The organism is Olsenella sp. An290 (assembly GCF_002159535.1).
GTDB lineage: Bacteria > Actinomycetota > Coriobacteriia > Coriobacteriales > Atopobiaceae > Thermophilibacter.
On sequence record NZ_NFIU01000002.1, the window covers coordinates 233,611 to 256,747 of the forward strand.

General features: G+C 68.7%; 18 protein-coding genes. 3 read left to right on the plus strand and 15 right to left on the minus strand.

Going from position 1 to position 23,137, the window contains the following annotated elements; all coding sequences use genetic code 11:
- Positions 1–123: 123 nt before the first annotated feature.
- Positions 124–2,454: a tetratricopeptide repeat protein gene (locus tag B5F84_RS02575; protein WP_087320359.1), complete on the plus strand. Its 2,331-nt coding sequence runs from the start codon at positions 124–126 to the stop codon at positions 2,452–2,454.
- A gap of 87 nt (positions 2,455–2,541) precedes the next feature.
- Here B5F84_RS02575 and B5F84_RS02580 read toward each other — a convergent pair whose 3' ends face one another.
- From B5F84_RS02580 to rpsA, 14 genes are all read right to left on the minus strand, one after another.
- Positions 2,542–3,138, minus strand: coding sequence for a lytic transglycosylase domain-containing protein (locus B5F84_RS02580; RefSeq protein ID WP_239378194.1), 597 nt, complete (start codon positions 3,136–3,138; stop codon positions 2,542–2,544).
- A complete protein-coding gene (gene coaE / locus B5F84_RS02585) occupies positions 3,125–3,796 on the minus strand; it encodes a dephospho-CoA kinase (RefSeq protein WP_158094463.1) in 672 nt (223 codons plus the stop codon). Before coaE ends, B5F84_RS02580 begins: the two co-directional genes overlap by 14 nt.
- 135 nt (positions 3,797–3,931) lie before the next feature.
- Positions 3,932–4,525 carry an ATP-binding cassette domain-containing protein gene (locus B5F84_RS02590; protein ID WP_239378196.1) on the minus strand — a complete coding sequence of 198 codons (594 nt, stop codon included), beginning with the start codon at positions 4,523–4,525 and terminating at the stop codon, positions 3,932–3,934.
- Between the two features lie 32 nt (positions 4,526–4,557).
- A complete protein-coding gene (locus tag B5F84_RS02595) occupies positions 4,558–5,352 on the minus strand; it encodes an ABC transporter permease subunit (RefSeq protein ID WP_239378205.1) in 795 nt (264 codons plus the stop codon).
- A 3-nt stretch (positions 5,353–5,355) separates the two neighbouring features.
- On the minus strand, positions 5,356–6,399 hold the full coding sequence (locus B5F84_RS02600; protein WP_087320363.1) for a PhnD/SsuA/transferrin family substrate-binding protein: 1,044 nt from the start codon (positions 6,397–6,399) through the stop codon (positions 5,356–5,358).
- Positions 6,400–6,483: 84 nt separating this feature from the next.
- On the minus strand, positions 6,484–6,894 hold the full coding sequence (locus B5F84_RS02605) for a hypothetical protein (RefSeq protein WP_087320365.1): 411 nt from the start codon (positions 6,892–6,894) through the stop codon (positions 6,484–6,486).
- 117 nt (positions 6,895–7,011) lie between these two features.
- On the minus strand, positions 7,012–8,067 hold the full coding sequence (locus B5F84_RS02610; RefSeq protein WP_087320367.1) for a M20/M25/M40 family metallo-hydrolase: 1,056 nt from the start codon (positions 8,065–8,067) through the stop codon (positions 7,012–7,014).
- A gap of 57 nt (positions 8,068–8,124) precedes the next feature.
- Complete coding sequence (pepT, locus tag B5F84_RS02615) at positions 8,125–9,375, minus strand: peptidase T (protein ID WP_087320369.1); 1,251 nt, start codon at positions 9,373–9,375, stop codon at positions 8,125–8,127.
- A 168-nt stretch (positions 9,376–9,543) separates the two neighbouring features.
- Positions 9,544–10,599, minus strand: a complete 1,056-nt coding sequence (locus tag B5F84_RS02620; RefSeq protein WP_087320496.1) for a dipeptide ABC transporter ATP-binding protein — start codon at positions 10,597–10,599, stop codon at positions 9,544–9,546.
- Positions 10,600–10,618: 19 nt separating this feature from the next.
- The gene (locus B5F84_RS02625) at positions 10,619–11,698 is read right to left on the minus strand and encodes an ABC transporter ATP-binding protein (protein WP_087320371.1); all 1,080 of its coding nucleotides are present in this window, start codon (positions 11,696–11,698) and stop codon (positions 10,619–10,621) included.
- A gap of 12 nt (positions 11,699–11,710) precedes the next feature.
- Entirely contained in the window at positions 11,711–12,679 is a 969-nt protein-coding gene (locus tag B5F84_RS02630; RefSeq protein ID WP_087320373.1) for an ABC transporter permease, read from the minus strand.
- A complete protein-coding gene (locus B5F84_RS02635; RefSeq protein ID WP_087320374.1) occupies positions 12,679–13,614 on the minus strand; it encodes an ABC transporter permease in 936 nt (311 codons plus the stop codon). The genes B5F84_RS02630 and B5F84_RS02635 overlap by 1 nt, the downstream gene beginning before the upstream one ends.
- A 120-nt stretch (positions 13,615–13,734) precedes the next feature.
- Complete coding sequence (locus tag B5F84_RS02640; protein WP_087320376.1) at positions 13,735–15,381, minus strand: ABC transporter substrate-binding protein; 1,647 nt, start codon at positions 15,379–15,381, stop codon at positions 13,735–13,737.
- A gap of 388 nt (positions 15,382–15,769) precedes the next feature.
- The gene (gene rpsA / locus B5F84_RS02645; protein WP_087320378.1) at positions 15,770–16,963 is read right to left on the minus strand and encodes a 30S ribosomal protein S1; all 1,194 of its coding nucleotides are present in this window, start codon (positions 16,961–16,963) and stop codon (positions 15,770–15,772) included.
- A gap of 244 nt (positions 16,964–17,207) precedes the next feature.
- Here rpsA and B5F84_RS02650 point away from each other — a divergent pair, with 244 nt between their 5' ends.
- Positions 17,208–17,945 carry an HAD family hydrolase gene (locus tag B5F84_RS02650; RefSeq protein ID WP_087320380.1) on the plus strand — a complete coding sequence of 246 codons (738 nt, stop codon included), beginning with the start codon at positions 17,208–17,210 and terminating at the stop codon, positions 17,943–17,945.
- Positions 17,946–18,068: 123 nt separating this feature from the next.
- On the opposite strand, the gene B5F84_RS02655 is transcribed toward B5F84_RS02650, so the two are convergent.
- Positions 18,069–20,159: a glutamine synthetase III gene (locus B5F84_RS02655; RefSeq protein WP_087320382.1), complete on the minus strand. Its 2,091-nt coding sequence runs from the start codon at positions 20,157–20,159 to the stop codon at positions 18,069–18,071.
- A 247-nt stretch (positions 20,160–20,406) separates the two neighbouring features.
- Here B5F84_RS02655 and polA point away from each other — a divergent pair, with 247 nt between their 5' ends.
- Positions 20,407–23,091 (plus strand): DNA polymerase I, encoded by a 2,685-nt coding sequence (gene polA, locus B5F84_RS02660; protein WP_087320383.1) that lies wholly within the window; start codon positions 20,407–20,409, stop codon positions 23,089–23,091.
- Positions 23,092–23,137 lie beyond the last annotated feature (46 nt).

A 23,137-nucleotide genomic window follows, 5' to 3' on the forward strand; every position in this document is an offset into this window, starting at 1 on the left:
ACCCCAGTTTTCTTTCTACAAACACTTGTTCTCATTTTCTTTTCGGAGTACCATGCGCTCACCCGCCGGGCTCCGAGGTGGGTATACCGTACAATCGTGAGGGCAACGGACGGAGGGATGCGCATGGCCAGGGAAAACGACCGACCGAGGGGCTCGAGGGGCCCCGGCAGGCTCGAGGGCGCGCTCGTAGCCGCAGCGCTCCTGCTCGTCTTTGCCGGGCTTCTCTTCTACCTCTCGGAGGAGCACCCCACGCTGAGCGACATCCGCAGCGGCTCGAGGGCCATCATCGCCGGCGTCGCGCTGCTCACGGGCATCGTCGTCTACCTGCGCGGCCGAGCTCGCCGCGAGGACGGCGCGACGGACGGGCCTTCCCCCTCGACCCGGGCCGAGGCCGGCGACGAGGCGCCAGAGGCTCCCGCGCCGGCGCCGAAGGCCGAGCTCGCAGGCATGCTCGCCCACGCCGAAGACGCCCTCAGCGCCCTGCGGGACCTCGTCGAGCATGGCGCGGGGCACGGGGACTTTGGAGCCCTGCCGGGGTTTCTTCGTCGCATGGGCCTCATGGAGTGGCACCCCGCCTTTTCCGTGGGCGCGACTCGCCTCAGGAGGAACGGGCGCTGGTGGCTCACGATGCACGGCAACGAGCTCTCCGAGGACGACGTCGACCATGCCATGGCGCTCGAGTTTGCCCTCAACCTGAGCGAGGACCTCGCGCGGGGCCGCTGGCCCCAGCAGATGACGGACACCTGGAGGACCGCCCGGGTGCTCGCCGAGGTCGCCGAGCTCAAGCCCCTCGAGATAGGGACGGACCCGGCGGTCGACCTCCTTCTCTCGGGGTCGGACCCAGCCGGCGAGTGGGCGGGCAGGATCGGCCTCGCCCGTTACCTCGAGGCGCTTCCGGCACCCTTTCGCGTGGGATACGCCTTTCAGTCAAACTCCGCGGAGCACGTCGCCTGCGTCGAGACCACGGTCCCTCGCCCGGAGTGCTTCGCCGTCGTCGCAGGCGAGGATGCGGCGCGCCGGGACGCGCTCGCGCGCGCCTATGCGCTGCGCATCTCGCTCGCGGTGGGCCGGGGGGCCCTCTCCCACCTCCCCGAGGTGGAGCGGGTCGTGGTCAACGCCCACGCGCACGGCTCGGGGGACGTCCTGCTCTCCCTCGATCTCACCACGGCATCCCTCCAGCGCCTGCGCGCGGCCGTAAGGTCGGACTCCTCGCTGGACGACGCCCTGCCGAAAGACCCCGCGCTGCGCGCCGCTCCGAGCGCCGAGGGCTGGCTCGCGCCCGTTGAGCCCTGGCTCTCCCGTCAGGACGAGCGGGTCGCGCCGCAGGCGCGCCGAAGGGAGCCAGAGCTCGTCGACGCCCCGGCCACCGAGGACATGGCGCGCTCCTGCGGCGCTCGGCGCGTGAGCGACCTCGCGATCATGGAGCGCGCGGGGCGCGTGAGCGCATGGAACGCCATCCTGCACGAGCTCGGCAACACCACCCAGGAGGCCGTCTCCCGCCTCATGGCGCTGCGCGACGAGACCTCTGACCCCACGGTGGCCAAGGCCTGCTCGCGCACCTGCGCCGCGCTCGTAGACGGCACCTGCGACGTCGCGGAGAGGCGCGAGCTCGCCTGGGTCTTCGTGAGCGGGGACGCCCTGAGCGTCCAGGCGTGTCGAGCGCGAGAGGCACTTGAGGGCGAGGTCACGCCCGACGACCTCACGCGGACCCTGGAGGGCCTCGAGCGGGTCCTCTCCCCCATCGCCGAGAAGGGCCTCTACCTCGACGGCCCGGACGCGGTCTTTCGCTACTTCAACTCCGTCGCGGAGCGCGTCTCCTACAACCTGGCCTCCCCCGACGGCGGGCGCCAGGTGCGCCTTGTGCCCGACGAGTACTACACCGCGCACTCGGTCGCGGCGCGCGTCCTCACCATGCTCGGCCGCCCCGAGGAGGCCCTCGCGCACGCCGACGAGCTCATGCGCGTGGCACCGCTCACCCCGGACGCCGCCCTCTCCAAGGTTCGCTGCCTCGAGGAGCAGTCCCGCATCTTCGAGGCGGCCGACCTGCTTCGTGAGACCATCGCCCGCTCCTCCACGGTGCGCGACATGTCCATCTGCCACTACCGCCTCGCGTTCATGGAGTGGAAGCTGGGGCGGAGCGACCTCGCCGTGGCGTGCTACCAGCGCGCCATTGAGCTGCATCCCGAGATTGCGGCGCAGGCGCGGGAGGAGCTCTCCGACCTTCTGCAGAGCGAGCCGTCGCTCAGGTCCCTGGAGGGCGAGGAGGTCGCCGCCACGCTCAGGGCGGCCGGCATCCCGCTCGGCAACGTCGACGAGCTCTACGGGGTCATGCGTGACGCCGCGCGGGCATGCACCGACGCGGGGGTCTTCTCCGTGGCGCGGCCGCTCGTGAGCGTTCTGCTTGAGATGCGCCGCGACGACGTGCTCCTGGGAGCCTACACCTCGCTCGCCTAGGGGCGCGCAGGCGAGAAGGACGCACCGCAGGGCGTGCCCGGCAGCAGCCGGGCACGGCGGCCGGGCGGCCACCCCAGGCGCGCGGCCCTACTCGGTGATGCCCGCGGGGTAGCTCTTCTCGTAGCCCTCGAGCGCGTCACGGACGCGCCCCAGGTAGGTGCGCGTCTCCTCGTACTCGATTCCCTCCGGGATGGAGCCGCCGTCAGAAAGCCAGCCCTGGACCGCGCCCAGGCCGGCGTTGTAGGCCGCCACGATCTCGTCGATTGAGGAGAGGTTCCTCTGAAGGTAGCTCAGGTACGTGCAGCCGTACTCGATGTTGACCCTAGGGTCGCTCAGGCTGGCCGGGTCGTACGAGCTGGCGTCCACAAGCCCCATGTCCGCGAGGCTTTGGGCCGTCGAGGGCATGACCTGCATGAGGCCCACGGCGCCCACGGGCGACAGCGCCTCCTCGTCCCAGCCGGACTCGCACTTGATGACCGCGCAGACGAGGTTGGGGTCGAGCCCGTGGCGCTCGGCCGCCGACTCGATGGTCTCGGCATGGTGCACCGGGTAGAAGAGGGCACGCCCAAGCTGGCTCGGCAGGGCGGCAAGGGCGCCGCACACGAGGAGCGTCACGCCGAGGGCGAGGGCGGGGACGACCCGGTACCAGCGCCAGAAGGGCTCTCGACGCCTACGCCTGGGCACCGCGCGCCCTTCGGGGGACGGGCGCCCAGCCGGACGCCTCGCGCTCGCGCCACCAGGCGCGGACCTCATCGGCCATGACGTCGGCCGTGCGGATGTTGTTGAAGACGTGCGAGCTGTGGGCGCGCAGGTAGGCCTCGGTCGGCTGCTGCTCGCGCCGGCGCTCGAAGTCGCCGCGGTCCATGCCGCGCTGGATCGCGCGAACGCGGCGGGCGTTGAGCGGGCACACCACGCTCACGATCTCGTCCGCCATGTCAAAGGAGCCGCGCATGCGGTCGAGCAGCGGGACCTCCACCACCACGACGCGCTCGGGGGCCGCGGGGTCCTTCTCGCGCTCGGCGGCCTCCTCGTCCCGAAGGGCGGCGATGCGCGCGCGGAGGAGCTCGTCGATGAGCGGCAGCTCGATCTCCTCGAGGGTGACGGAGCGCTCCAGGGAGGCGAAGGCGCGAGCCGCGAGGAGACGGCGGTTCACGGTTCCGTCGGGGCGCACCACGTCGTCGCCGAACTCGCGGCAGATGTCCGGCAGGATGCGCGAGCCCGGCGCGAGGGCCTCACGGGAGAGCTCGTCAAGGTCCACGAGCACGGCCCCGCACTCGCGCATGGTACGGGCGATGGTCGACTTGCCCGAGGCGATTCCTCCGGCGAGGTAGATGACGTGCATGCGTCCTCCTGATTCTTGCGTCTGACAGCGCACCATCATCGCACGCCGGCGGCCAGCCGGCACGAGCCGCGCCGAGAAACCCGCCACTCTCCAGAAGTGGGGCGCCCGCGGCCCCGTAGCCCCGCCCGCGCCCCGTCAGCGGCGCGTCAGGAAGCCGCCACCGACGTCCCAGCGGACGGCCTCGGGGAACCAGGCAAGCTCGCGCTCGTCGTGCGTGACCCAGAAGGCCGTGCGCCCCAAGAGGAGCGGCGCGAGAAACGCCATCACACGCGCGACCGTCTCGTCGTCCATGCCCTTGAGCGGCTCGTCGAAGAAAAGCGCGTCGGCGTCCGCGAGCGCGCAGCGCAGGATCGCCACGCGCCGGCGCTGGCCCCCGGAGAGCTCGCGCACGGGTCGCGCGTCCACCGGCAGCCCCACCGAGGAGAGGGCCGCCCGCTCGCGTGCGAGGAACGCCTCGAGCGCGGCCCCGCGCAGGCGCCCGTGCGGCGCGCGGATGTTGGCCGTGGCCGTGAGGCCCTCGAGCAGCCGGTCCTCCTGGAAGGTCGCCGCGAGCCGGACGCCGGCGGGCCGGTCCACCTCGCCCTCGTCGGGGCGCTCGAGCCCCAGAAGGAGGCGGAGCACCGTCGTCTTGCCCGCGCCCGAGGGGCCCATGAGGACGTGCGTCCGGCCCGCGCCGAAGCGCGCGGACGCCCCGCAGAGCACCCGAACGTCACCGTACGCACGGCTCACCGACCGCAGCTCGAACGCCCCCGCCCCGCCCGTCACGGCCGTGCCTCCCAGCGCGCCTGGGCGGCCGCGAGCGCCCGGCCCACGAGCGCCTCGAGGACCACGGACACCACGACGATGGCGACCGTCCACGCAAAGAGGTCCGGCGTGTCGAGATAGACCTTCGCGTTGTAGAGGTGCTCGCCAATCGTGAGGTCCGGCAGGCCAATGACCTCGGCCGCAATGCCCGCCTTCCACGAGAGGCCAAGGGAGAGCGCGAGCGCCGCCCTGAGATAGGGCAGGACCTGCGACGCGTAGACGAGCCGGACGCGCTCCCAGCCGACGATGCCAAAGACGTCGGCCATCTCGAGCAGGGCCGGGTCGGTCTGCTCGATCCCCTCGAGCACGTTGGTGTAGACGACCGGCAGCGCCATGAAGAGCGCGATCACCACGGAAAGGTAGCTCGAGGACACCCAGAGCAGCACCAAGATCACGAAGGACGCCACGGGGACCGCCTTCATGGCCCCGACGACCGGTGCCACGAGCTCCCTCACGACCCGCGCGCGGCTCGAGAGCGCGGCGAGAAGAACCCCGAGCACCGCCCCGCCGAGGTAGCCGGCACCGATCCGCGCGAGCGAGAGGCCGACGGAGGCCCAGAACTCCCCCGTCGCCGCAAGCCCGCCCAGGCGCGCGAGCACCTCGAGGGGCCCCACGAGGACGATGCGCGCGTCAATGGCCCGCGCGGCGAGCTCCCAGACGACGAGCCAGAAGGCCGCCGCGGCAAGGCGGGCGGCCCACGTCCGGGTACGGCGCGCGGGCGCCGTCAGGTTCTTCTCGCCCGAGCGCGCCACGCGCTACGCGCCGTAGTAGAAGTCGTCCCCGGGAAGGGAGCCGCCCACGGCCTCGGGGTTCTGCTCCGCGAGGACGGCGAGGTAGCCGGAGAGGCGCTCCCTCATGTCCTCGCCCGTCATGCAGACGATGTTGCACTCCGGGATGGCCTTCTCGGCCACGGAGGCGGGAACGATGTCATAGGAGCCCACGAGCTCGGCCGCCTCCGCCACGTGGTCGTTCACAAAGTCGACGGACTCCGCGTAGTGCGCGAGGAACGCGTCGACGGCGGCAGGGTGCTCGTCGGCAAACGCGGAGCGCACGATGGCCACGCCCGTGACCATGGAGCTCCGCTCGTCGCCCGTCTGGACGGCGTCCCACTCCTTCGTGAGGTCGAGCGCCACGCGGATCTGGTCGTTCTTGGCCTGGGCGGTGGTCACGAAGGGCTGCGGGAGCATCGCCACCGCGCCCTCCTGGGCCGCGGCGAGGGCGGCCACGCACTCGGCGTGCTCGCTCTTCCACTCGATGGTCACGTCCTCGCCCACCGCAAGGCCGTTCTTCTCGAGGATGTAGGCGAGGCCGTACTCGGGCGTGGAGCCCTTGCCGGAGGCGTAGATGGTCTTGCCCCTGAGGTCGGCGACCGTGTGGACGGTGTCGCCGAGCTCGCAGACGTAGAGGACGCCGAGGGTGTTGATCGCGATGGTGCGGACGCCGCCCTCGGTCTTGTTGTAGAGCACCGAAGCAAGGTTGGCGGGCACCGCGGCAATGTCGACCTCGCCCTTGGCGATGAGCGGGGTCACCTCGTCGGGCGAGGCCACGATCTGGAACGTGTAGTCGTTGTCCGCAAGGTTGCCCGCCTCGGACTCGCTCATAAAGCGGACGAGGCCCATGGCCGTGGGGCCCTTGAGGGCGGAGGTGCGCACGGCAACGGGCTGGGCGTCCTCGGACGCCCCCTGGCCGCCCTCCTCCCCGGCGCCCGAGGAGCCCGGCGCCCCGCCCTCGCACGCGGCAAGCGCGAGCGCGGCGGAACCTGCCCCCACGACCTGCAGGAATCTTCTGCGATCAAGCATGTGAGACCTCCCCGTGACATTTTGCTGACGTGACAACGATAGCACGCGGGAGCGTCTCCCGCCGCCTGACGCGGCGGGAGGCGGCTACGACCTGACCTCGAACTTGCTGCCGCAGCGCGGGCAGGTGACGCGGAGCTTGCCCTTGCCGCGCGGCACGCGGACGCGCTGCTTGCAGGAGGCGCAGCGCGCGTGCTTGTAGTGGCGCAGCTCCCCCCATGCGGCGCGGGGGTTCTGCACCCAGGGGCGCGCGGGGCCGAGCGCCTTGAGGAAGGCCTCGTTCTCGCGGGAGCGCGCGCCGAGGTTCTTGGACTGGATGCGGAAGGCGCCGTAGGCGACGAGCGCGAGGCCCACCCAGGCGAGCCAGGACGTCCGCGCGAACAGGTTCACCACCACGAGCACCACGGCCAGGTTGATCGCAAAGACCGCGAGGTCGTCGGGGCCCTGTCGCCCGCGAAGCCAGTCCACGAGCTTGCGCTGCCAGTCACCAGATGCCATCTTCGTCCCCCCTTCATCGCTCAGCAACGCTTCAGTGATACCCATTCCGGCACGGTCGTACACCCGGCCGTGACGAGGGGCCAGGCAAGCCGCTCCCCCGCCACGGCCGAGCGGGCCCTAGCGGCCCTCGCCCATCACGTAGGCGCGCGCCAGGCGCTCGGTCTCCACGAGCGCGTCCACGTGGCAGCGCTCGCGGCCGTGGGTGTTGAGGCACGCCATGCCAAAGGCTCCGCTGCGCAGGTTGTTGCTGCGGGTGTAGGCACCGTTGGCGTCCGTGGAGTAGTGGAAGCACACCTGCGTGGTCCAGCGGCCCTCGGTGCAGGCCGCGCCCGCGCACGCGATGAGCGTGTTGGTGAGGTCCCAGTCATAGGGGCCCTTGGCGTCGGAGCAGATGACGGACGCGCAGTGCTCGTCGGTGCCCGCGTAGTCGGGGCCGATGAGCGTGATGTCCACGGCCACGTACTCGCAGACCTCGGCCGGCACCCAGGAGGCGCCGTGGCCGATCTCCTCGTAGATGGGGAAGGCGAAGAGCGTGTCGTACGCGGGCCGCTCGCCCGTCGCCTTGAGCCAGCGCAGGACGTCAAGCAGGACGGCGACGCTGGCCTTGTCGTCGATGTGGCGGCTCACCACATAGCCGTTGTCAAAGGCCTCGAAGTGCGGGTCGATCCCGATCACGGCCCCCTCGGTCACGCCGAGCGCGCGGGCGTCCTCAGGGCCCTTGACGTCGGCGATGAGGCTCACGGACATGGTGTCCTCGGTGCGGGGGTCCGTCTTGGCCTCGCCCCACACGTGGACGGAGTGGTGGTTGCAGATGACCTGGCCGGCCACGGTGCGGCCGTCACGACAGTGCACGAGACAGGTCTCGCCCTCGATGCTCGCGTAGTTGATGCCTCCGAGCTGGCGGACGCGCAGGGTGCCGTCATCGTTGAAGCCGCGCACCACAAGGCCGATGGTGTCAAGGTGGGCGCCCAGGCACACGGTCTTCTCGGCGCTCCTGCCCGGAACGCGCACGTAGGCCGTCGCCTTGTTGTCGACGGTCATCTCGTAGCCCATCTCGGCGAGCGTCTCGCGCAGCCAGGCGTGGGCCTCGGGGTAGTAGCCCACGGGGCTCTCCACCTCCACGCACTCGCGAAGGGTGTCGATCAGGTACTGGGGGTCGATCTGATAGCTCAAGGGTCCTCCTTCGTCGTGGCGGGCACGCGCCCGCCAGGTTCTTCTCGCCGGGCTATTCTACGCCTGCGGGCGCGCGTAGAGCGCCACGAGCTCCTGGAGCACGTCGACCATGCGCTCCAGCTCGCGCACCGGGACGAACTCGCGCACGCCGTGGGCGTTGTAGTAGCCGGCGGAGAGGTTGGCGCACGGGAAGCCGCGGAAGGAGAGCTGCGAGCCGTCGGTGCCGCCGCGCATGGGCACGCAGAACATCTCCTGCTCCGCCGCCGCGTACGCCGCGCGGGCGTTCTCGATGAGGTGGGCGTACTCCGGGCGGCAGATGACCTCGGCGAGGTTGCGGTACTGGTCCTTGAACTCCACGGAGATGACGTCGGCGCCCATCTGCGCGTTCACGAGCGCCGCGGCGTCGCGCATGATCTTCTCGCGGCGCTCCACCTGCGCCCAGTCGTGGTCGCGGATGATGTAGTCCGAGGAGGCCTCCTCGCAGGAGCCCTCGATGCGCTCGAGGTAGAAGAAGCCGTCGTAGCCCTCGGTGAACTCCGGGCGCTCGGCGGCGGGAAGGAGCTGGTGGAAGCGGACGAGCGCCTCGGAGGCGTTGATCATCTTGCCCTTGGCGGTGCCGGTGTGGACGGAGACGCCGTGCGCGCGGACGAAGGCCTCCACGGCGTTGAAGGTCTCGTAGCAGAACTCGCCGAAGGGGCCGCCGTCGATGGTGTAGCCGTACGCCGCGCCAAAGCGCTCGAGGTCCAGCAGAGCCGCGCCGTGGCCGATCTCCTCGTCCGGGACGAAGGCGAGCGCGAGGCGCGGGTGCGGGAGCGCCGGGTCCGCCTTCAGACGGGCGAGAAGGGCCACGCACTCGGCCACACCGGCCTTGTCGTCCCCGCCGAGCAGCGACGTGCCGTCCGTGACCACGAGCTCCTCCCCTGCCATGCGCTCGAGCTCGGGGTTCATCTGGGGGCTCAGGGTCACGGGGCGGCCGTCGCGCCCGGTGCCCAGGGCGAGCTCGCCGCCCTCGTAGCGCACGACGCGCGGGTGCACCGGGTCACCCCAGCTCTGCCAGGCGGTGTCCAGGTGGCAGCAGAGGCCGAGCGTGGGCTGGTCCTCGGCGCCGGCGCTCGTGGGCCAGTGGGCCGTCACGTAGGCGTGCTCGTCAACGGTCACGTCCTCGGCACCGAGCGCGCGCAGGTCCGCGGCCACGACCTCGGCGATCTTGAACTGGGACTCGGTCGACGGCACGTGGTCGGCGGTCAGGGGGTTGGACTGCGAGGGGACCTCGCAGTAGCGGATGAAGCGGTCAAGCACGTCGGACATGGGGACTCCAATCGACGATGGTCCGTTCGAACGCGATTCTCCCACAAAGGTCCCTCGCAAAGAGTGACAGGCTTCGAACGGATGAGGCCCCCGAGGGCGCCCCGTCCGTCCAAAACCTGTCACCCACTACAAACGCTCAGAACCTGACAGATGACCCTGACACCTTTGTCATGATTGCGCGCCGGAGAGGGCCGCCTCCGCCTCGGCGAGGGCGGCGGCCATGACGGGCTGGCGCTCCTCGGCGGTGAGCCCCTCGTCAAAGAGGTGGCAGGCGCAGCGGTGGCCGGGCATGACCTCATGCATCTCGGGCGCCCGCTCGCCGCAGACCCGCATGCACTGCGGGCAGCGCGTGTGGAAGACGCAGCCCTGGGGTGGGTTGGTGGGGCTGGGGACGTCGCCCTCGAGGATCTTCTTGTCCTGGATGCGCTCGTGGCGGATGCGCGGGATGACGTCCAGCAGCGCCTTGGTGTAGGGATGCAGCGGGTTGTCGAAGAGCTCGTCCTTGCTGGCGAGCTCCATCGTGTGGCCGAGGTACATGACCATCACGGTGTCGGAGATGTGCTTGACCACCGAGAGGTCGTGGCTGATGAAGATGTAGGAGAGGCCGAACTCCTCCTGCAGCTCCTCCAGCAGGTTGATGACCTTTGCCTGGACCGAGACGTCGAGGGCGGAGACCGGCTCGTCGCAGACCACGACCTCGGGCTTCAGCACGATGGCGCGCGCGATGCCGATGCGCTGGCGCTGGCCGCCGGAGAACTCGTGCGGGTAGCGGTACTTGTACGCGAGGTCCAGGCCCACGGCCTTCATGATCTGCTCGACGCGGGCGTCGCGCTCGGCGCGCGTCTTGTAGGTCTTGGCGATGTCAATCGGCTCGGCGATGATGTCGGCCACCGTCATGCGCGGGTTGAGCGAGGAGTACGGGTCCTGGAAGATGAGCTTCATCTTCTGGCGGGCGCGCGTGAGCTCGTCGCCCTTGAGCGAGGTGAAGTCCTCGCCGTCGAGCGTGACCGTGCCCTCGGTGGGCTCGGTCAGGCGCAGGACGCACTTGCCCGTGGTGGACTTGCCGCAGCCGGACTCGCCCACGATGGCGAAGGTCTCGCCGCGGTGCACCTCAAAGGAGACGTCCTCGAGCGCGTGCACGTAGGCGCCGGTCCTGCCGAAGACGCCTTTCTTCACGGGATAGCGCTTGGTGAGGTGCTCCACCTTGAGCACGACGTCCGTCATGTCGGCGTTTCTGCCCACGCTACTCACCCCACTTCTTGGAGTCGAACATCCAGCAGGCCACGGTGTGGTTCTCGTTGCCGTCGAGCGGCGCCACGTGCGGGCACTCGCGCCGGCAGACGTCCTTGGCGTACGGGCACCTCGGGTGGAAGGGGCAGCCCGAGGGCAGCTCGTCGAGCATGGGGACGTTGCCCGGGATGGCGTAGAGCTTCTCCACCGCGTCGTCGAGCGACGGGATGGAGTTGATGAGGCCGATCGAGTACGGGTGCTTGGGGTTGGTGAAGAGCTCGGAGGCGAGCGTGTACTCCACGAGGTGCCCCGCGTACATGACGGCCACCCAGTCGGCCATCTCCGAGACGACGCCCATGTCGTGCGTGATGAGCATGACCGCGGTGCCCAGCTCCTCGCGCATGCGGTCGATGAGCTGGAGGATCTGCGCCTGGATGGTCACGTCGAGCGCCGTGGTGGGCTCGTCGCAGATGAGCAGCGCCGGCTGGCAGGCAAGGGCCATGGCGATCATCACGCGCTGGCGCATGCCGCCGGAGAGCTCGTGCGGGTAGCTCTTGAAGACCTTCTCGGGCGCGGGGATGCCCACGAGCTTGATCATCTCGAGGGCGCGCGCGTCGGCGTCCTTCTTGGGCATCTTGGGGTTGTGCACGAGGATGCCCTCGCGGATCTGGCGTCCCGCCGTCATGACGGGGTTGAGCGAGGTCATGGGCTCCTGGAAGATCATGCCGATCTTGCTGCCGCGGTAGGTGCGCATCTCGTCGCGCGTGAGCGCCGCGAGGTCCGTCCCCTCGAGCATGATCTTGCCGCCCACGATCTTGGCCGGCGGCTGAGGCAGAAGGCCCATGATGGAAAGCGCGGTCATGGACTTGCCGCAGCCCGACTCGCCCACCACGGCGAGCGTCTCGCCGCGGCGCATGACGAAGGAGAGGTTGCGGATGGCGGGCAGCGCCCCGTCCTCGGTGAACAGCGTCACCGAGAGGTCCTGGACGTCGAGAAGGACCTCGGTGCGGGCGGCCTGGTCGAGCGCCTGCTCGGTGACCTCCTCGGCGACGTCGCGGAGCTCGGCGTTGACCGAGACGTTGGTCTCTGACATGGGTCCTCCCTCCTAGGAGCGCATCTTCGGGTCGAGGGCGTCGCGCAGGGCGTCGCCGAGCAGGTTGAACGCCATGACCGTGATGATGATGGCGATGCCCGGGATGACGCTGTAGTACGTGCTCGACTGGATGTAGGGCTGGGCGGCGTTGATCATCTGGCCCCAGCTCGACATCGGCGGCTGGACGCCGAGGCCGAGGAAGGAGAGCGAGGCCTCGGACATGATGGCCGACGGGATGCCGAGCGTGGTGGTGACGATCAGCGTGGAGACGCAGTTGGGAAGCAGGTGCTTCATGATGATGCGCCAGCTCTTGCCGCCCGAGAGGATGCAGCTCTGGATGTACTCGGAGCCCTTGAGGCGCATGACGTCGCCGCGCACGAGGCGCGCCGTGGACGCCCAGCCCAGAAGGCCCAGCGCCACGTACAGGTTCACGAGGCCGGGGCCCAGCGCGTACATGACGACGATGGCGAAGAGCAGGAACGGGAAGCTCGAGAAGACCTGGATCACGAAGGAGATGACCGCGTCGACCTTGCCGCCGAAGTAGCCGGCGCACACGCCCGCGAGAAAGCCGATGACAAGGGCGATGGCCTGCGAGACCACGCCCACGGAGAGCGAGACGCGGCAGCCGTAGAGCACGCGGGAGAGGATGTCGCGGCCGTACTCGTCCGTGCCAAAGAGGTGCGCGGCCGAGGGGGCCTGGAGCATGTTGGTGAGCTCCTGGGCGTCCGGGTCATAGGGTGCGAGCACCGGCGCCAGGATCGCGATGAGGGCGAGAAGGACGACGACGCCGAGGCAGAAGACGCCGACCTTGTTCTTCTTGAAGATGTTCCAGCTCACGGCCCAGTAGCTCGAGGCGCGGCGCTTCACGGGGCCGCCGTTCTCGGGGCTGCCGGTGGGGACCTGGGCCTCGGAGGCGCGCTCGGCGACGTCCATGGCCTTCTGGACCTTGGGGCTGTTCTTGTCGCTCGTGAGGAGAGCCATTACTCAGCCGCCTCCTTCCCCAGTCGGATGCGCGGGTCGACGACGGCGTAGAGGATGTCCACGATGAGGTAGACGGCCACGCAGATGATTGCGATGTACATGACGCCGCCCTGGATGAGGGGCAGGTCGCGGGAGTTGATGGCGTCGAGCAGAAGCTTGCCCATGCCCGGCATCATGAAGATCGACTCGATGAGGATCGAGCCCGTGAGGATCTCGCCGAGCTGCGTTCCCGCGATCGTGATGATGGGGATGAGCGCGTTTCTCAGGCCGTGGGCGATGATGACCGCCCACTTGCGCACGCCCTTGGCCTCGGCCGTGCGCATGAAGTCCTGCGAGAGGACGTCGAGCATGCTCGTGCGCGTGACGCGGGCGATCGAGGCGGCGTAGCGCACGCCGAGCGCGATCACCGGCAGCACGAACGCCTGCCAGGTCTTGATGCCCGAGAGCGGGAACCACTTGAGCGTGAGCGCGAAGACGATCTGGAAGATCACGGCCACCCAGAAGACCGGGGCGGAGATGCCCAGGATCGAGAGGGCCATGAGCGCGCGGTCGATCCACTTGCCGTGGTTGACCGCCGCCACGACGCCGATGACGAGTCCGAGCACGAGCGCGAAGACGTAGGCGAGGCCAGCGAGGCGGGCCGTGGTGAGGAAGGCCTGGCCCATGAGGGTCACGACGGGCTTGCTCTGCGTGTAGGAGGTTCCGAAGTCGCCCTGCAGCATGTTGGTGAGCCATCGCGCGTACTGCACCTCTACGGGGTCGTTCAGACCCATCTGCTCGCGGATGCGCTCCACCGTGGCGTCATCGGCCATCTCGCCCACCATGATGCGCACCGGGTCGCCCGGCACGATGTTCAGGACGAAGAACGTGATCGCGGAAATAGCGAAGACCACGCCGATCGCCAGCAGGACCCTCTTGATGAGAAAGCTTCTCACCGCCCGCTCCTTTCTTCTCGCTCGGGCGCGCCGCCCTACCCGCCCGGGCCGCGCGCCGCGACGTGGGGCGCCCCGGCACGCGAAACCGCCGTGCCGGGGTGCCCCCTCTCAGGACGTCGACTAGGCCGAGTAGCTCGGGTCGGACGTGTCGATGTCGATGTCGAACATGTGGTAGATCAGGTTGCCGACCTTGGCGTTCTTGACGTAGGACTTGGCGACGAAGGAGTTCTTCGGCCAGTACAGCGGAATCGTGGCAAAGTCGACGCGGGTGACGAGGTTGTCGGCCTGCTTGTAGAGGTCGGCGCGGACGTCCTGGTCCTGCTCCTGGCGCGCCTCGGTGACGAGCTGGTCGAACTCGGCGCTGTTGTAGAACGAGGACTTGCCCTTGGCGTTGTCGGAGAGGAAGTACGTGTAGAGGTGGTTGTCGCCGTCGGCGTAGAGCGGGAACCAGCCCACGGCCGTGATCTGGCAGTTGCCGTCGGCCCAGTCGGAGGACCAGACGCCGTTGTCCTCGATGGTGAGCTTGAGATCGACGCCAATCTCCTTCCAGTAGCTCTGGACAACGGTCATGTACGTCTCGTAGAGGTTGGCGCGAATCTTGGCCTCAAGGGTCAGGCCCTCGGCGCCGGCCTCCTTGATGAGCTCCTTGGCGCGCTCGGGATCATACGGAATCTCGGCATCGGGGTCGTGACCCGGCGTCTGCGGGGCGAGCCAGCCCATGGCGGGCGTGCCCGCGCCGGCGAGGACGGTGTCCACGAGAGCCTGGCGGTCGATGGAGATGGAGAGCGCCTCGCGAACGCGCGGGTCGGTGAGGCCCATGTCGTCGCGGAGGTTGAGGTTCACGAAGTGCACACCGAGCGTCTCGTAAAGCGTGATCTGGTCCTTGACCTCCGGGTCCTCCTGGTACTGCTTGAGCAGCGTGGCCTCGAGGTCGCACCAGTCGATGTCGCCGTTCTTGAAGGCGAGCAGCTTGGTGTTGTTGTCGTCATAGTAAATGATGTGGACCTCATCGAGGGCGGGCTCGCCGTCGTGGTACTCGGCGAACTTCTCCAAGACGACCTCGGTGGTGTCATCGTTGGAGACGATCTTGTACTTGCCGGTGCCCACGCAGTCGGTGCCCCAGCCCCACTTGCGGCCCTCGGACTCGACCTTCTCGACGGCGGCCTGCGGGAAGATATCGGCGTAGTTGATGCCGAGGTTGTTGATGAAGGAGACCATCGGGTACTCGAGGACAAAGGTGAAGTGGGTATCGTCCTCGACGGTGAGGCCCTCGAGCTCGGTTGCCTCACCGTTGAGCATGGCCTTGGCGCCCACGATCATGTCGTACATGTAGGTGGACTTGGCCGCGGTCTCAGGCTTGAACATGCGCTCGAAGGAGAACTTGACGTCGTTTGCCGTGAGCGTGGAGCCATCGTGGCACGTAATGCCCTCCTTGAGGGTGCAGTGCAGGGTCACGCCGTCGTCCTCGAACGTGGGAATCTCGGTGAGCAGACACGGGACGAGCTCGTTGTCCTCGGTCCAGCGCAGCGGGGCCTCGAAGATGCAGTCGGCAACCGAGGCGGAGCCGGAGTTCGTGGAGATCTGCATGTCCAGGCCGAGCTTCGGGTTGGACTGGCCGAAGCGAAGGATCTTCTTGACGGAGCCGTCCTCGTTGGTGGCCGGGGCCGCGTCCTCCCCGCCGCATCCGGCGAGGGCAGCGGTGGCGGTGGCGGCACCCGCGAGGGCAGCGCCCTTCACGAAGCCGCGACGGGTGATCTTGTCGCTCATTGGCATTCCTCCCTTGGGTTCCTGGCGCGCCGTCCTCCGACGCGTGGCAGGTCCAATTATGGGAGGGGACTTGACCGTAGAAAAAAACCTTAACGTACGATTTACTTTGCTAAAGTCCGCTGTCGCAGTCCCTTAACGAGTCCGCAACCAGAAGTCACCCCGTTTGGGCTTGCCCGGCGTTGTCCAATCTGGAGTGAGGTGACAATCGGACCGCCATAGCCCCTAACCCCAAAAGGGCGAGAAGAACGCCCAGCTGGCGCCCGGCCATGACTGCCATATCCCCTGACCCCGCAGATCGCGGTCACGGGGCGGGATACGTGGAAAAGGGGCCTCTGCCGAAAAAGGGCCGCCCCGAAGGGCGGCCCCTGTGCGTGCGATGCGAGAAGAACTACTCCTCGACGACGGCCTCGGACTCGGCCTCAGCCTCGGTCTCGGCAGGCTTGTCGCCCTCGGGGAGCGGCTTGACCTCGACCTCGGTGCCGAGGGTCTCGGCGGCGGCCTTCATGGACAGGGAGATGCGACGACGGTCGAGGTCGATCTCCATGACCTTCACCTGGACGTGGTCGCCCACGGAGCACACCTGGGACGGCTGGTCCACGTGCTGCTTGGCCATCTCGGAGATGTGCACGAGGCCCTCCACGCCCTCGCCGAGGTCGACGAAGGCACCAAAGGTGACGAGCTTGGTGACGGTGCCCTCGACGATGGCGTCGACGGGGTACTTCTTGACGAGGGAGCGCCAGGGATCCTCGGTGGTCTGCTTGAGACCGAGGGAGATGCGCTCGCGGTTGAGGTCGACGTCGAGCACCTGGACCTCGACCTCCTGACCGACCTTGACGACCTCGGAGGGGTGGTTGACGTGGTTCCAGGAGAGCTCGGAGATGTGCACGAGGCCGTCGATGCCGCCGAGGTCGACGAAGGCGCCGAAGTCGACGATCGAGGAGACGGTGCCCTTGAGGCGCATGCCAACCTGGAGCTTGGAGAGAATCTCCTGGCGCTCGGCCTTGCGGGCCTCCTCGAGGACGACGCGACGGGAGAGGACGACGTTGTTGCGGTTGCGGTCCATCTCGATGACGCGGGCCTCGATGCGGGTGCCGAGGTAGGCGTTGAGGTCCTTCACGCGGCGAAGGTCAACGAGGGAGGCGGGCAGGAAGCCGCGCAGGCCGATGTCGAGGATGAGACCGCCCTTGACGACCTCGATGACCTCGCCCTCGACGGTCTCGCCGGAGTTGAACTTCTCCTCGACGGCGTTCCAGGCGCGCTCGTACTCGGCGCGCTTCTTGGACAGGACCAGGCGGCCCTCCTTGTCCTCCTTCTGGAGCACGAGCGCCTCGATCTCGTCGCCCATGGCCACGACGTCGGCCGGGTTGACGTCCTTGCGAATGGAGAGCTCGCGGGAGGGGATGACGCCCTCGGACTTGTAGCCGATGTCAAGCAGGACCTCGTCGCGCTCGATCTTCACGACGCTGCCGGTGACAAGATCGCCCTCATCGAAGTCGGTCACGGTGCCGTCAATGAGGTTGTTCATCTCCTCGTCGGAGATGTCGTCCAGCGCGAAGATGGACGAGTTCTGAATCTCACTCAAAGGTGGACCCCTTTCGAACAACGGGGCCCCGGTCGTCATGGTCGCTGCCTGCAGTGCCTAGAATCGTGGCGTCTACGTGGAAACTTACATGCTCTCGGGGGCCGACAGATACGGTTGTGCGGGCCCGGTGCCCACACGGAGGATAGAGTAACGTTTTTCGCGTGTGTATTTCAAGCGTGGCCGCTGGGTATCTATTATTTTTTCTGGAACGCACACGGGCAAGGCACGCAGAGAGGAGGACGGGATGATACGCGCGGTGCTCTTTGACCTTGACGACACGCTGCTCAGCCTCAACCTCTCCGCCTTCATCACCCGCTACGTGGCCGGCGCCTCGCACCTGCTCGGCGAGGTCGCGCGCATGAGCCCGCTCTCACTCGGCCTCCCCTACGTCCGCGCCTTCCTCGCGCTCGAGGACGCCGGGCGCACGGACGCCCTCACCAACGAGCAGCTCTTCAACAAGGTGATCTACGACGCCACGGGCATCCCCCTCGACGACCCGGCGCTCCGCGACCTCATGACCTACTACGAGCGCGAGATCGTCCCCGGTTTCGCGGGAGGGCTCGTGGGGGCGCGGCAGCAGGAGGGCGCGCGAGACCTCGTCGAGCGCGTCGGGGAGCTCGGCCTCACGTGCGCGCTCGCCACCAACCCGACCTTCTCGCTCGCCTGCGACGAGGCGCGGATGGGCTGGGCGGGCCTTCGCACGGAGGACTTCGCCCTTGTCTCGACCTACTCCAACACCACGCGCTGCAAGCCGAGCGCCCGCTACTACCAGGAGGTCGCCGACGCCCTTGGCGTGCGGCTCGATGAGTGCCTCATGGTGGGCAACGACGTCAAGCGCGACTTTGCCCGCCCCGACTGCGGGCTGCGCACCGCCTACGTGGGGCACGCCCGGCCAAGGCGGGCCGTCTGGCGCGGCTCGGTGGCCGAGCTCTCGCGCGAGCTCCCCGAGCTCATCAGGCGCCTGGACGAGAAGGACGCCTAGCCGCGGGCACGGGCCTAAGGTAAGAGCCGAGAAAAACGTCCCCCACGACCGATCAGGCGCGAGACGCCCCGCGGCCGCAGCGCGGTCGCGGGGCGTCGCTGTCTCATGGCTCCCGGAGGCTCGCTACACCCAGAAGAGCATCTGGTTGTAGGTGGGCACCGGCCAGTAGTCCTCGCCACAGACCTTCTCCATGGCGTCCACGCACTCGCGCAGGTGGGCCATCGAGGGAAGCACGGTGTCGCGGTAGGACTCGCAGCGCTCCTGCGGGTCCTCGACCGCGCGCGCGGCGGAGTTGTTGGCCTCAAGGTCGCAGGCCGCCTCGTGGATGGCGGAGATGCCGTCCGTGAGCGTGCGCACGAGCTCCTTCTCCACCGGGCTCTCGATGCCGATCTCGGCCTTGGTGGCCACGGAGGTGGCGATATCGCCCGAGTAGTCGAAGAGCGCCGGCAGGTAGAGATGGCGCGCCATGTAGACCATGGTGTTGGCCTCGATGTTCAGGAGCTTGGCGTACTGCTCGGCCTTGGAGACGTAGCGCGCGCGGATCTCGGCCTCGTCGAGCACGTGGTACTTCTCGTAGAACGCCACGTTTTCGGGCTTGACCATGCAGGGCAGCGCGTCCGGCGTGGTCTTGAGGTTGGGAAGGCCGCGGCGGGCGGCCTCGGCCTCCCACTCGTCGGCGTAGCCGTTGCCCTCAAAGAGGACGCGCTGGTGGTCGCGCAGGGTGTGGCGCACCCACCTCATAGCGAGGTTGGTGAACTCGTCGGCCGGAACGCCCTCGAGCTTGGTCGCAAAGCGGTCGCACTGCTCGGCGACGGCGGTGTTGAGGACCACGTTGGGGTCGGCCAGGTTCTGCTGGCTGCCGCACATGCGGAACTCGAACTTGTTGCCCGTGAACGCGAAGGGAGAGGTGCGGTTCCTGTCCGTGGAGTCGCGCAGGAGGTCGGGCAGGGCGGGCACGCCCAGGTCCATGCGCTCGGCCTCGTGGACCTCCGGCTCCTCCTTGTTGATGAGCGCCTCCACGATGGCGTGGAGCTGGTCGCCCAGGAACACGGAGATGATCGCCGGGGGCGCCTCGTTGGCGCCGAGGCGGTGGTCGTTGCCGGCGGAGGCGACGCTCATGCGCAGGAGGTCCGCGTGCTCGTCAACGGCCGCCACGAGCGCGGCCAGGAAGACGAGGAACTGCAGGTTCTCGGAAGGCACCGCGCCCGGCTCCAGGAGGTTCTTGCCGTCGGCACAGATGGACCAGTTGTTGTGCTTGCCGGAGCCGTTCACGTACTCGAAGGGCTTCTCGTGCTCGAGACAGGCAAGGCCGTGGCGCGTGGCCATGAGCTTGAGCTTCTCCATGGTGAGGAGGTTGTCGTCGATGGCGAGCGACCCCTGCTCGAAGATGGGCGCGAGCTCGTGCTGGGCGGGCGCGACCTCGTTGTGCTTGGTCTTGACGGGAATGCCGAGCTTCCAGAGCTCGTCGTCGACCTCCTTCATGAAGTCGTTCACCGTCGGGCGGATGGCGCCGAAGTAGTGCTCCTCGAGCTCCTGGCCCTTGACCGGCTCGCAGCCAAAGAGCGTGCGGCCGCAGTAGATGAGGTCGGGGCGCTTCTCGTAGTCCTCCTCGCGCACGAGGAAGTACTCCTGCTCGGGGCCGATGGTGGTGAAGACGCGCTTGGGCTCGCGGCCAAAGAGCTTGAGCACGCGCTTGGCCTGCGTCTCAAGAGCCACCTGCGAGCGCAGAAGCGGCGTCTTCTTGTCGAGCGCCTCGCCGGTGTAGGAGACGAAGGCCGTGGGGATGCAGAGGACCTCGTCCTTGATGAAGGCCGGGCTCGTGGGGTCCCAGGCGGTGTATCCGCGCGCCTCGAAGGTGGCGCGCAGACCGCCGGAGGGGAAGCTCGAGGCGTCCGGCTCGCCCTGGACGAGCTCCTTGCCCGAGAAGGACATGAGGATCGTGCCGTCGTCCTTGGGCGTGAGGAAGCTGTCGTGCTTCTCGGACGTAATGCCCGTGAGCGGCTGGAACCAGTGCGCGAAGTGCGTGGCGCCCTTCTCGAGCGCCCACTCCTTCATCGCGTGCGCGACCTCGTTGGCGATGTCGAGGTCGAGCGGCTTGCCGTCATCGATGACCTGGCGAAGCTCCTTGTACGTCGGCTTGGGGAGGCGCTCCTGCATCACGGCGTCCGTGAAGAGCAGGCTCCCGTACTCCCCTGTAACCCTGTCCTTGCCCATGTGCGCCCCTTTTCGTCGCTGGCGTGTGGAACGCCGAATACTCTAAGGGGACATTATTTCACGACCGTTGCCCTTGCGTGAAGCTCACGGAGACGTTTGGTTGCAGCCGTGGTGACACCCGGTAACGAACAGCCGCGCGGAGGGCGTGCAAAGGGGACCGTGCAAAGGGGACAGGCACTTTTGCACGCCCTCTGCGCGGCCCTCTCTCGCCTACAATGGGGCGAGCCAACAAGACGAGAGGACCCCCATGGCAGACACCGCCACCCGCACCATCGCCGTCATCGACGGCAACTCGCTCATGCACCGCGCGTTCCACGCGATCCGCCAGCCCATGTCGGCGCCGGACGGCCGCGCCACCAACGCCCTCTTCGGCTTCTTCAACATGTTCATCAAGCTCGTGGACACCTTCCGCCCCGACGGCGTGATCTGTGCCTTTGACAAGGGCAAGCCGCGCGTGCGCATGGAGATGCTCCCGCAGTACAAGGCCCAGCGCCCGCCGATGGACCCGGCGCTGCGCGAGCAGTTCCCCATGGTGAAGGAACTTCTCGCCGCGCTCGACGTCCCCGTGGCCGAGCTCGAGGGCTGGGAGGGCGACGACATCCTGGGCACGCTGGCCCGCCGCGGCGAGGCGGCCGGCTACGACATGTACCTCTTCACCGGCGACCGGGACATGTACCAGCTCACCACCGACCACGTGAAGATCGTCTCCACCAAGAAGGGCGTGACGGACGTGGCGATCATGGACCCCGCCACGGTGGAGGACCTCTACCACGGCATCACGCCCGAGCTCGTGCCGGACTTCTACGGCCTCAAGGGCGACTCCTCCGACAACATCCCCGGCGTGCCGGGCATCGGCCCCAAGAAGGCCGCGGCGCTGATCGTGCAGTACGGCAGCCTCGACGAGGTCATCGCGCACGCCGACGAGGTCAAGGGCAAGATGGGCGAGAACCTGCGCGCCCACGTGGACGATGCGCTCGTCTCCCGCCGCGTGGCCACGATCCGCACGGACGCCCCGATTGAGCTTGACCTCGCGGACGCGCGCTTCCCCACCTTCGACCCCGCCGAGGTGGCCCGCGCCTTCTCCGCGCTCGGCTTCACGGGCATGACGAGCCGCCTCGTGCGCCTGGCGGGCGAGGACGCCGTCGTCGCCGCGCGCTCCGCTCTGCCCGAGGAGGCCGCGCCCGCCGCGACCCTCTCGCTGTCCTCCCCGCTCACCGGCGACGACGCCCGCGCCGCGCTCGACGAGGCCCTCTCCGAGGACGGCTGGCTCGGCTGCGCGCTCGACGACGACCGCGCGGACGGGGCGCTCTTCGGGCTCTCCCACGTCCTGTGGGTCTCCGCCGGCGAGAAGAACCTGCGCCTCGAGGGCGAGGACGCCGACGTGGCGCTCGCCCGGCTCCTGCGCGAGGGGCGCGTGGCCGCGGGCGACGTCAAGGCCCTCGTCCACGCGGTCTCCCCGACCGACTCCTCGCTCCCCGAGGCCGTGGCCCCCGCCGAGGTGGACCCCGCCCGCATCTTTGACGCTGCCGTGGCCGCCTACCTCCTCGACTCCGAGCGCGGGTCCTTCGGCCTGGCCGAGCTCGCCGAGGCCTACCTCGCCGAGACCCTCCCCGCCCCGACCGAGGAGCTGCCCGAGGCCGCGCTCGACGCGGTGCGCGCCCGCCTGCTGGTGCCGGTGCTCCGCGCGCGGCTCGAGGCCGAGGACGCGACCGGCCTCTTCGACGACATGGAGATGCCGCTTCTGCCCGTGCTCGCTGAGATGGAGCGCGCGGGACTCTCCGTGGACGTGAGCGTGCTCGCCGCGCAGTCGGCCGAGCTCGGCTCTGAGATCGACGCCATGGTGGAGCGCATCCACGCCGAGGCCGGCGAGGACTTCAACCTCGACTCCCCCCAGCAGCTCTCCCACATCCTCTTCGACGTGCTGGGGCTTCCCACCTTTGGCCTCAAGCGCACCAAGCGCGGCTTCTACTCCACCAACGCCAAGGTCCTCGGCGACCTCGCGGCCGACCACGCCATCGTGGCCGAGGTCCTGGACTACCGCGAGCGCTCCAAGATCAAGAGCACCTACCTCGACGCGCTGCCGGCGCTCGTGGCGGGAGACGGGCGCATCCACACCACGCTCAACCAGACGGTCACGGCCACCGGGCGCCTCTCGAGCTCGGACCCCAACCTGCAGAACATCCCCACGCGCTCGGAGCTTGGCCACCGCGTGCGCCAGGCGTTCACCGTGCCCGAGGGGTCGGTCTTTCTCGCCTGCGACTACTCTCAGATCGAGCTCAGGCTGCTCGCGCACCTCTCCGGGGACGAGCACCTCATCGCCGCCTTCTGCGAGGGCGCGGACTTCCACGCCGCCACGGCCGCGCGCGTCTTTGGCGTGCCGGTTGAGGAGGTCACGCCCGCGCTGCGCAGCCGCGCCAAGGCCGTGAACTTTGGCATCGTCTACGGGCAGCAGGCCTTTGGCCTCGCGAGCTCGCTCAAGATTCCGCGCGCCGAGGCGCAGGAGATGATCGACCGCTACTTCGAGGCGTACCCGGGCGTGCGCGCCTTCCTCGACGAGGCCGTGCGCACGGCGCACGAGCGCGGCTACGCCGAGACGCTCTTTGGCCGCCGCCGCCACATCAAGGAGTTCGCGCAGAGGAACCGTCAGCTCGTGGCCTTTGGCGAGCGCACCGCCATGAACCACCCCATGCAGGGAACCGCCGCCGACATCATCAAGCTTGCCATGGTGGGCGTTGAGCGGCGCCTGCACGAGGAGGGCCTCGCCGCCAAGCTCGTGCTGCAGATCCACGACGAGCTTGACCTCGAGGTGCCCGAGGCCGAGGTCGAGGCCGTGAGCGCGCTCGTGCGCGAGACGATGGAGGGCGTCTGCTCGCTCAGGGTCCCGCTCATCGCCGAGGTCTCCTGGGGCGCCAACTGGGCGGAGGCCAAGTAATGGCCACCTGGAGCGAGTTCTCCGCCGGCCAGGCGCCGTCCCCCGC

Coding starts and splice junctions, on each gene's coding strand:
- B5F84_RS02575 (WP_087320359.1), top strand. CDS start 124: ATGGCCAGGGAAAACGACCGACCGAGGGGCTCGAGGGGCCCCGGCAGG.
- B5F84_RS02630 (WP_087320373.1), bottom strand. CDS start 12,679: ATGGCTCTCCTCACGAGCGACAAGAACAGCCCCAAGGTCCAGAAGGCC.
- pepT (WP_087320369.1), bottom strand. CDS start 9,375: ATGTCCGACGTGCTTGACCGCTTCATCCGCTACTGCGAGGTCCCCTCG.
- polA (WP_087320383.1), top strand. CDS start 20,407: ATGGCAGACACCGCCACCCGCACCATCGCCGTCATCGACGGCAACTCG.
- B5F84_RS02620 (WP_087320496.1), bottom strand. CDS start 10,599: ATGACGGACGTCGTGCTCAAGGTGGAGCACCTCACCAAGCGCTATCCC.
- B5F84_RS02640 (WP_087320376.1), bottom strand. CDS start 15,381: ATGAGCGACAAGATCACCCGTCGCGGCTTCGTGAAGGGCGCTGCCCTC.
- B5F84_RS02650 (WP_087320380.1), top strand. CDS start 17,208: ATGATACGCGCGGTGCTCTTTGACCTTGACGACACGCTGCTCAGCCTC.
- coaE (WP_158094463.1), bottom strand. CDS start 3,796: ATGCACGTCATCTACCTCGCCGGAGGAATCGCCTCGGGCAAGTCGACC.
- B5F84_RS02625 (WP_087320371.1), bottom strand. CDS start 11,698: ATGTCAGAGACCAACGTCTCGGTCAACGCCGAGCTCCGCGACGTCGCC.
- B5F84_RS02605 (WP_087320365.1), bottom strand. CDS start 6,894: ATGGCATCTGGTGACTGGCAGCGCAAGCTCGTGGACTGGCTTCGCGGG.
- B5F84_RS02600 (WP_087320363.1), bottom strand. CDS start 6,399: ATGCTTGATCGCAGAAGATTCCTGCAGGTCGTGGGGGCAGGTTCCGCC.
- B5F84_RS02655 (WP_087320382.1), bottom strand. CDS start 20,159: ATGGGCAAGGACAGGGTTACAGGGGAGTACGGGAGCCTGCTCTTCACG.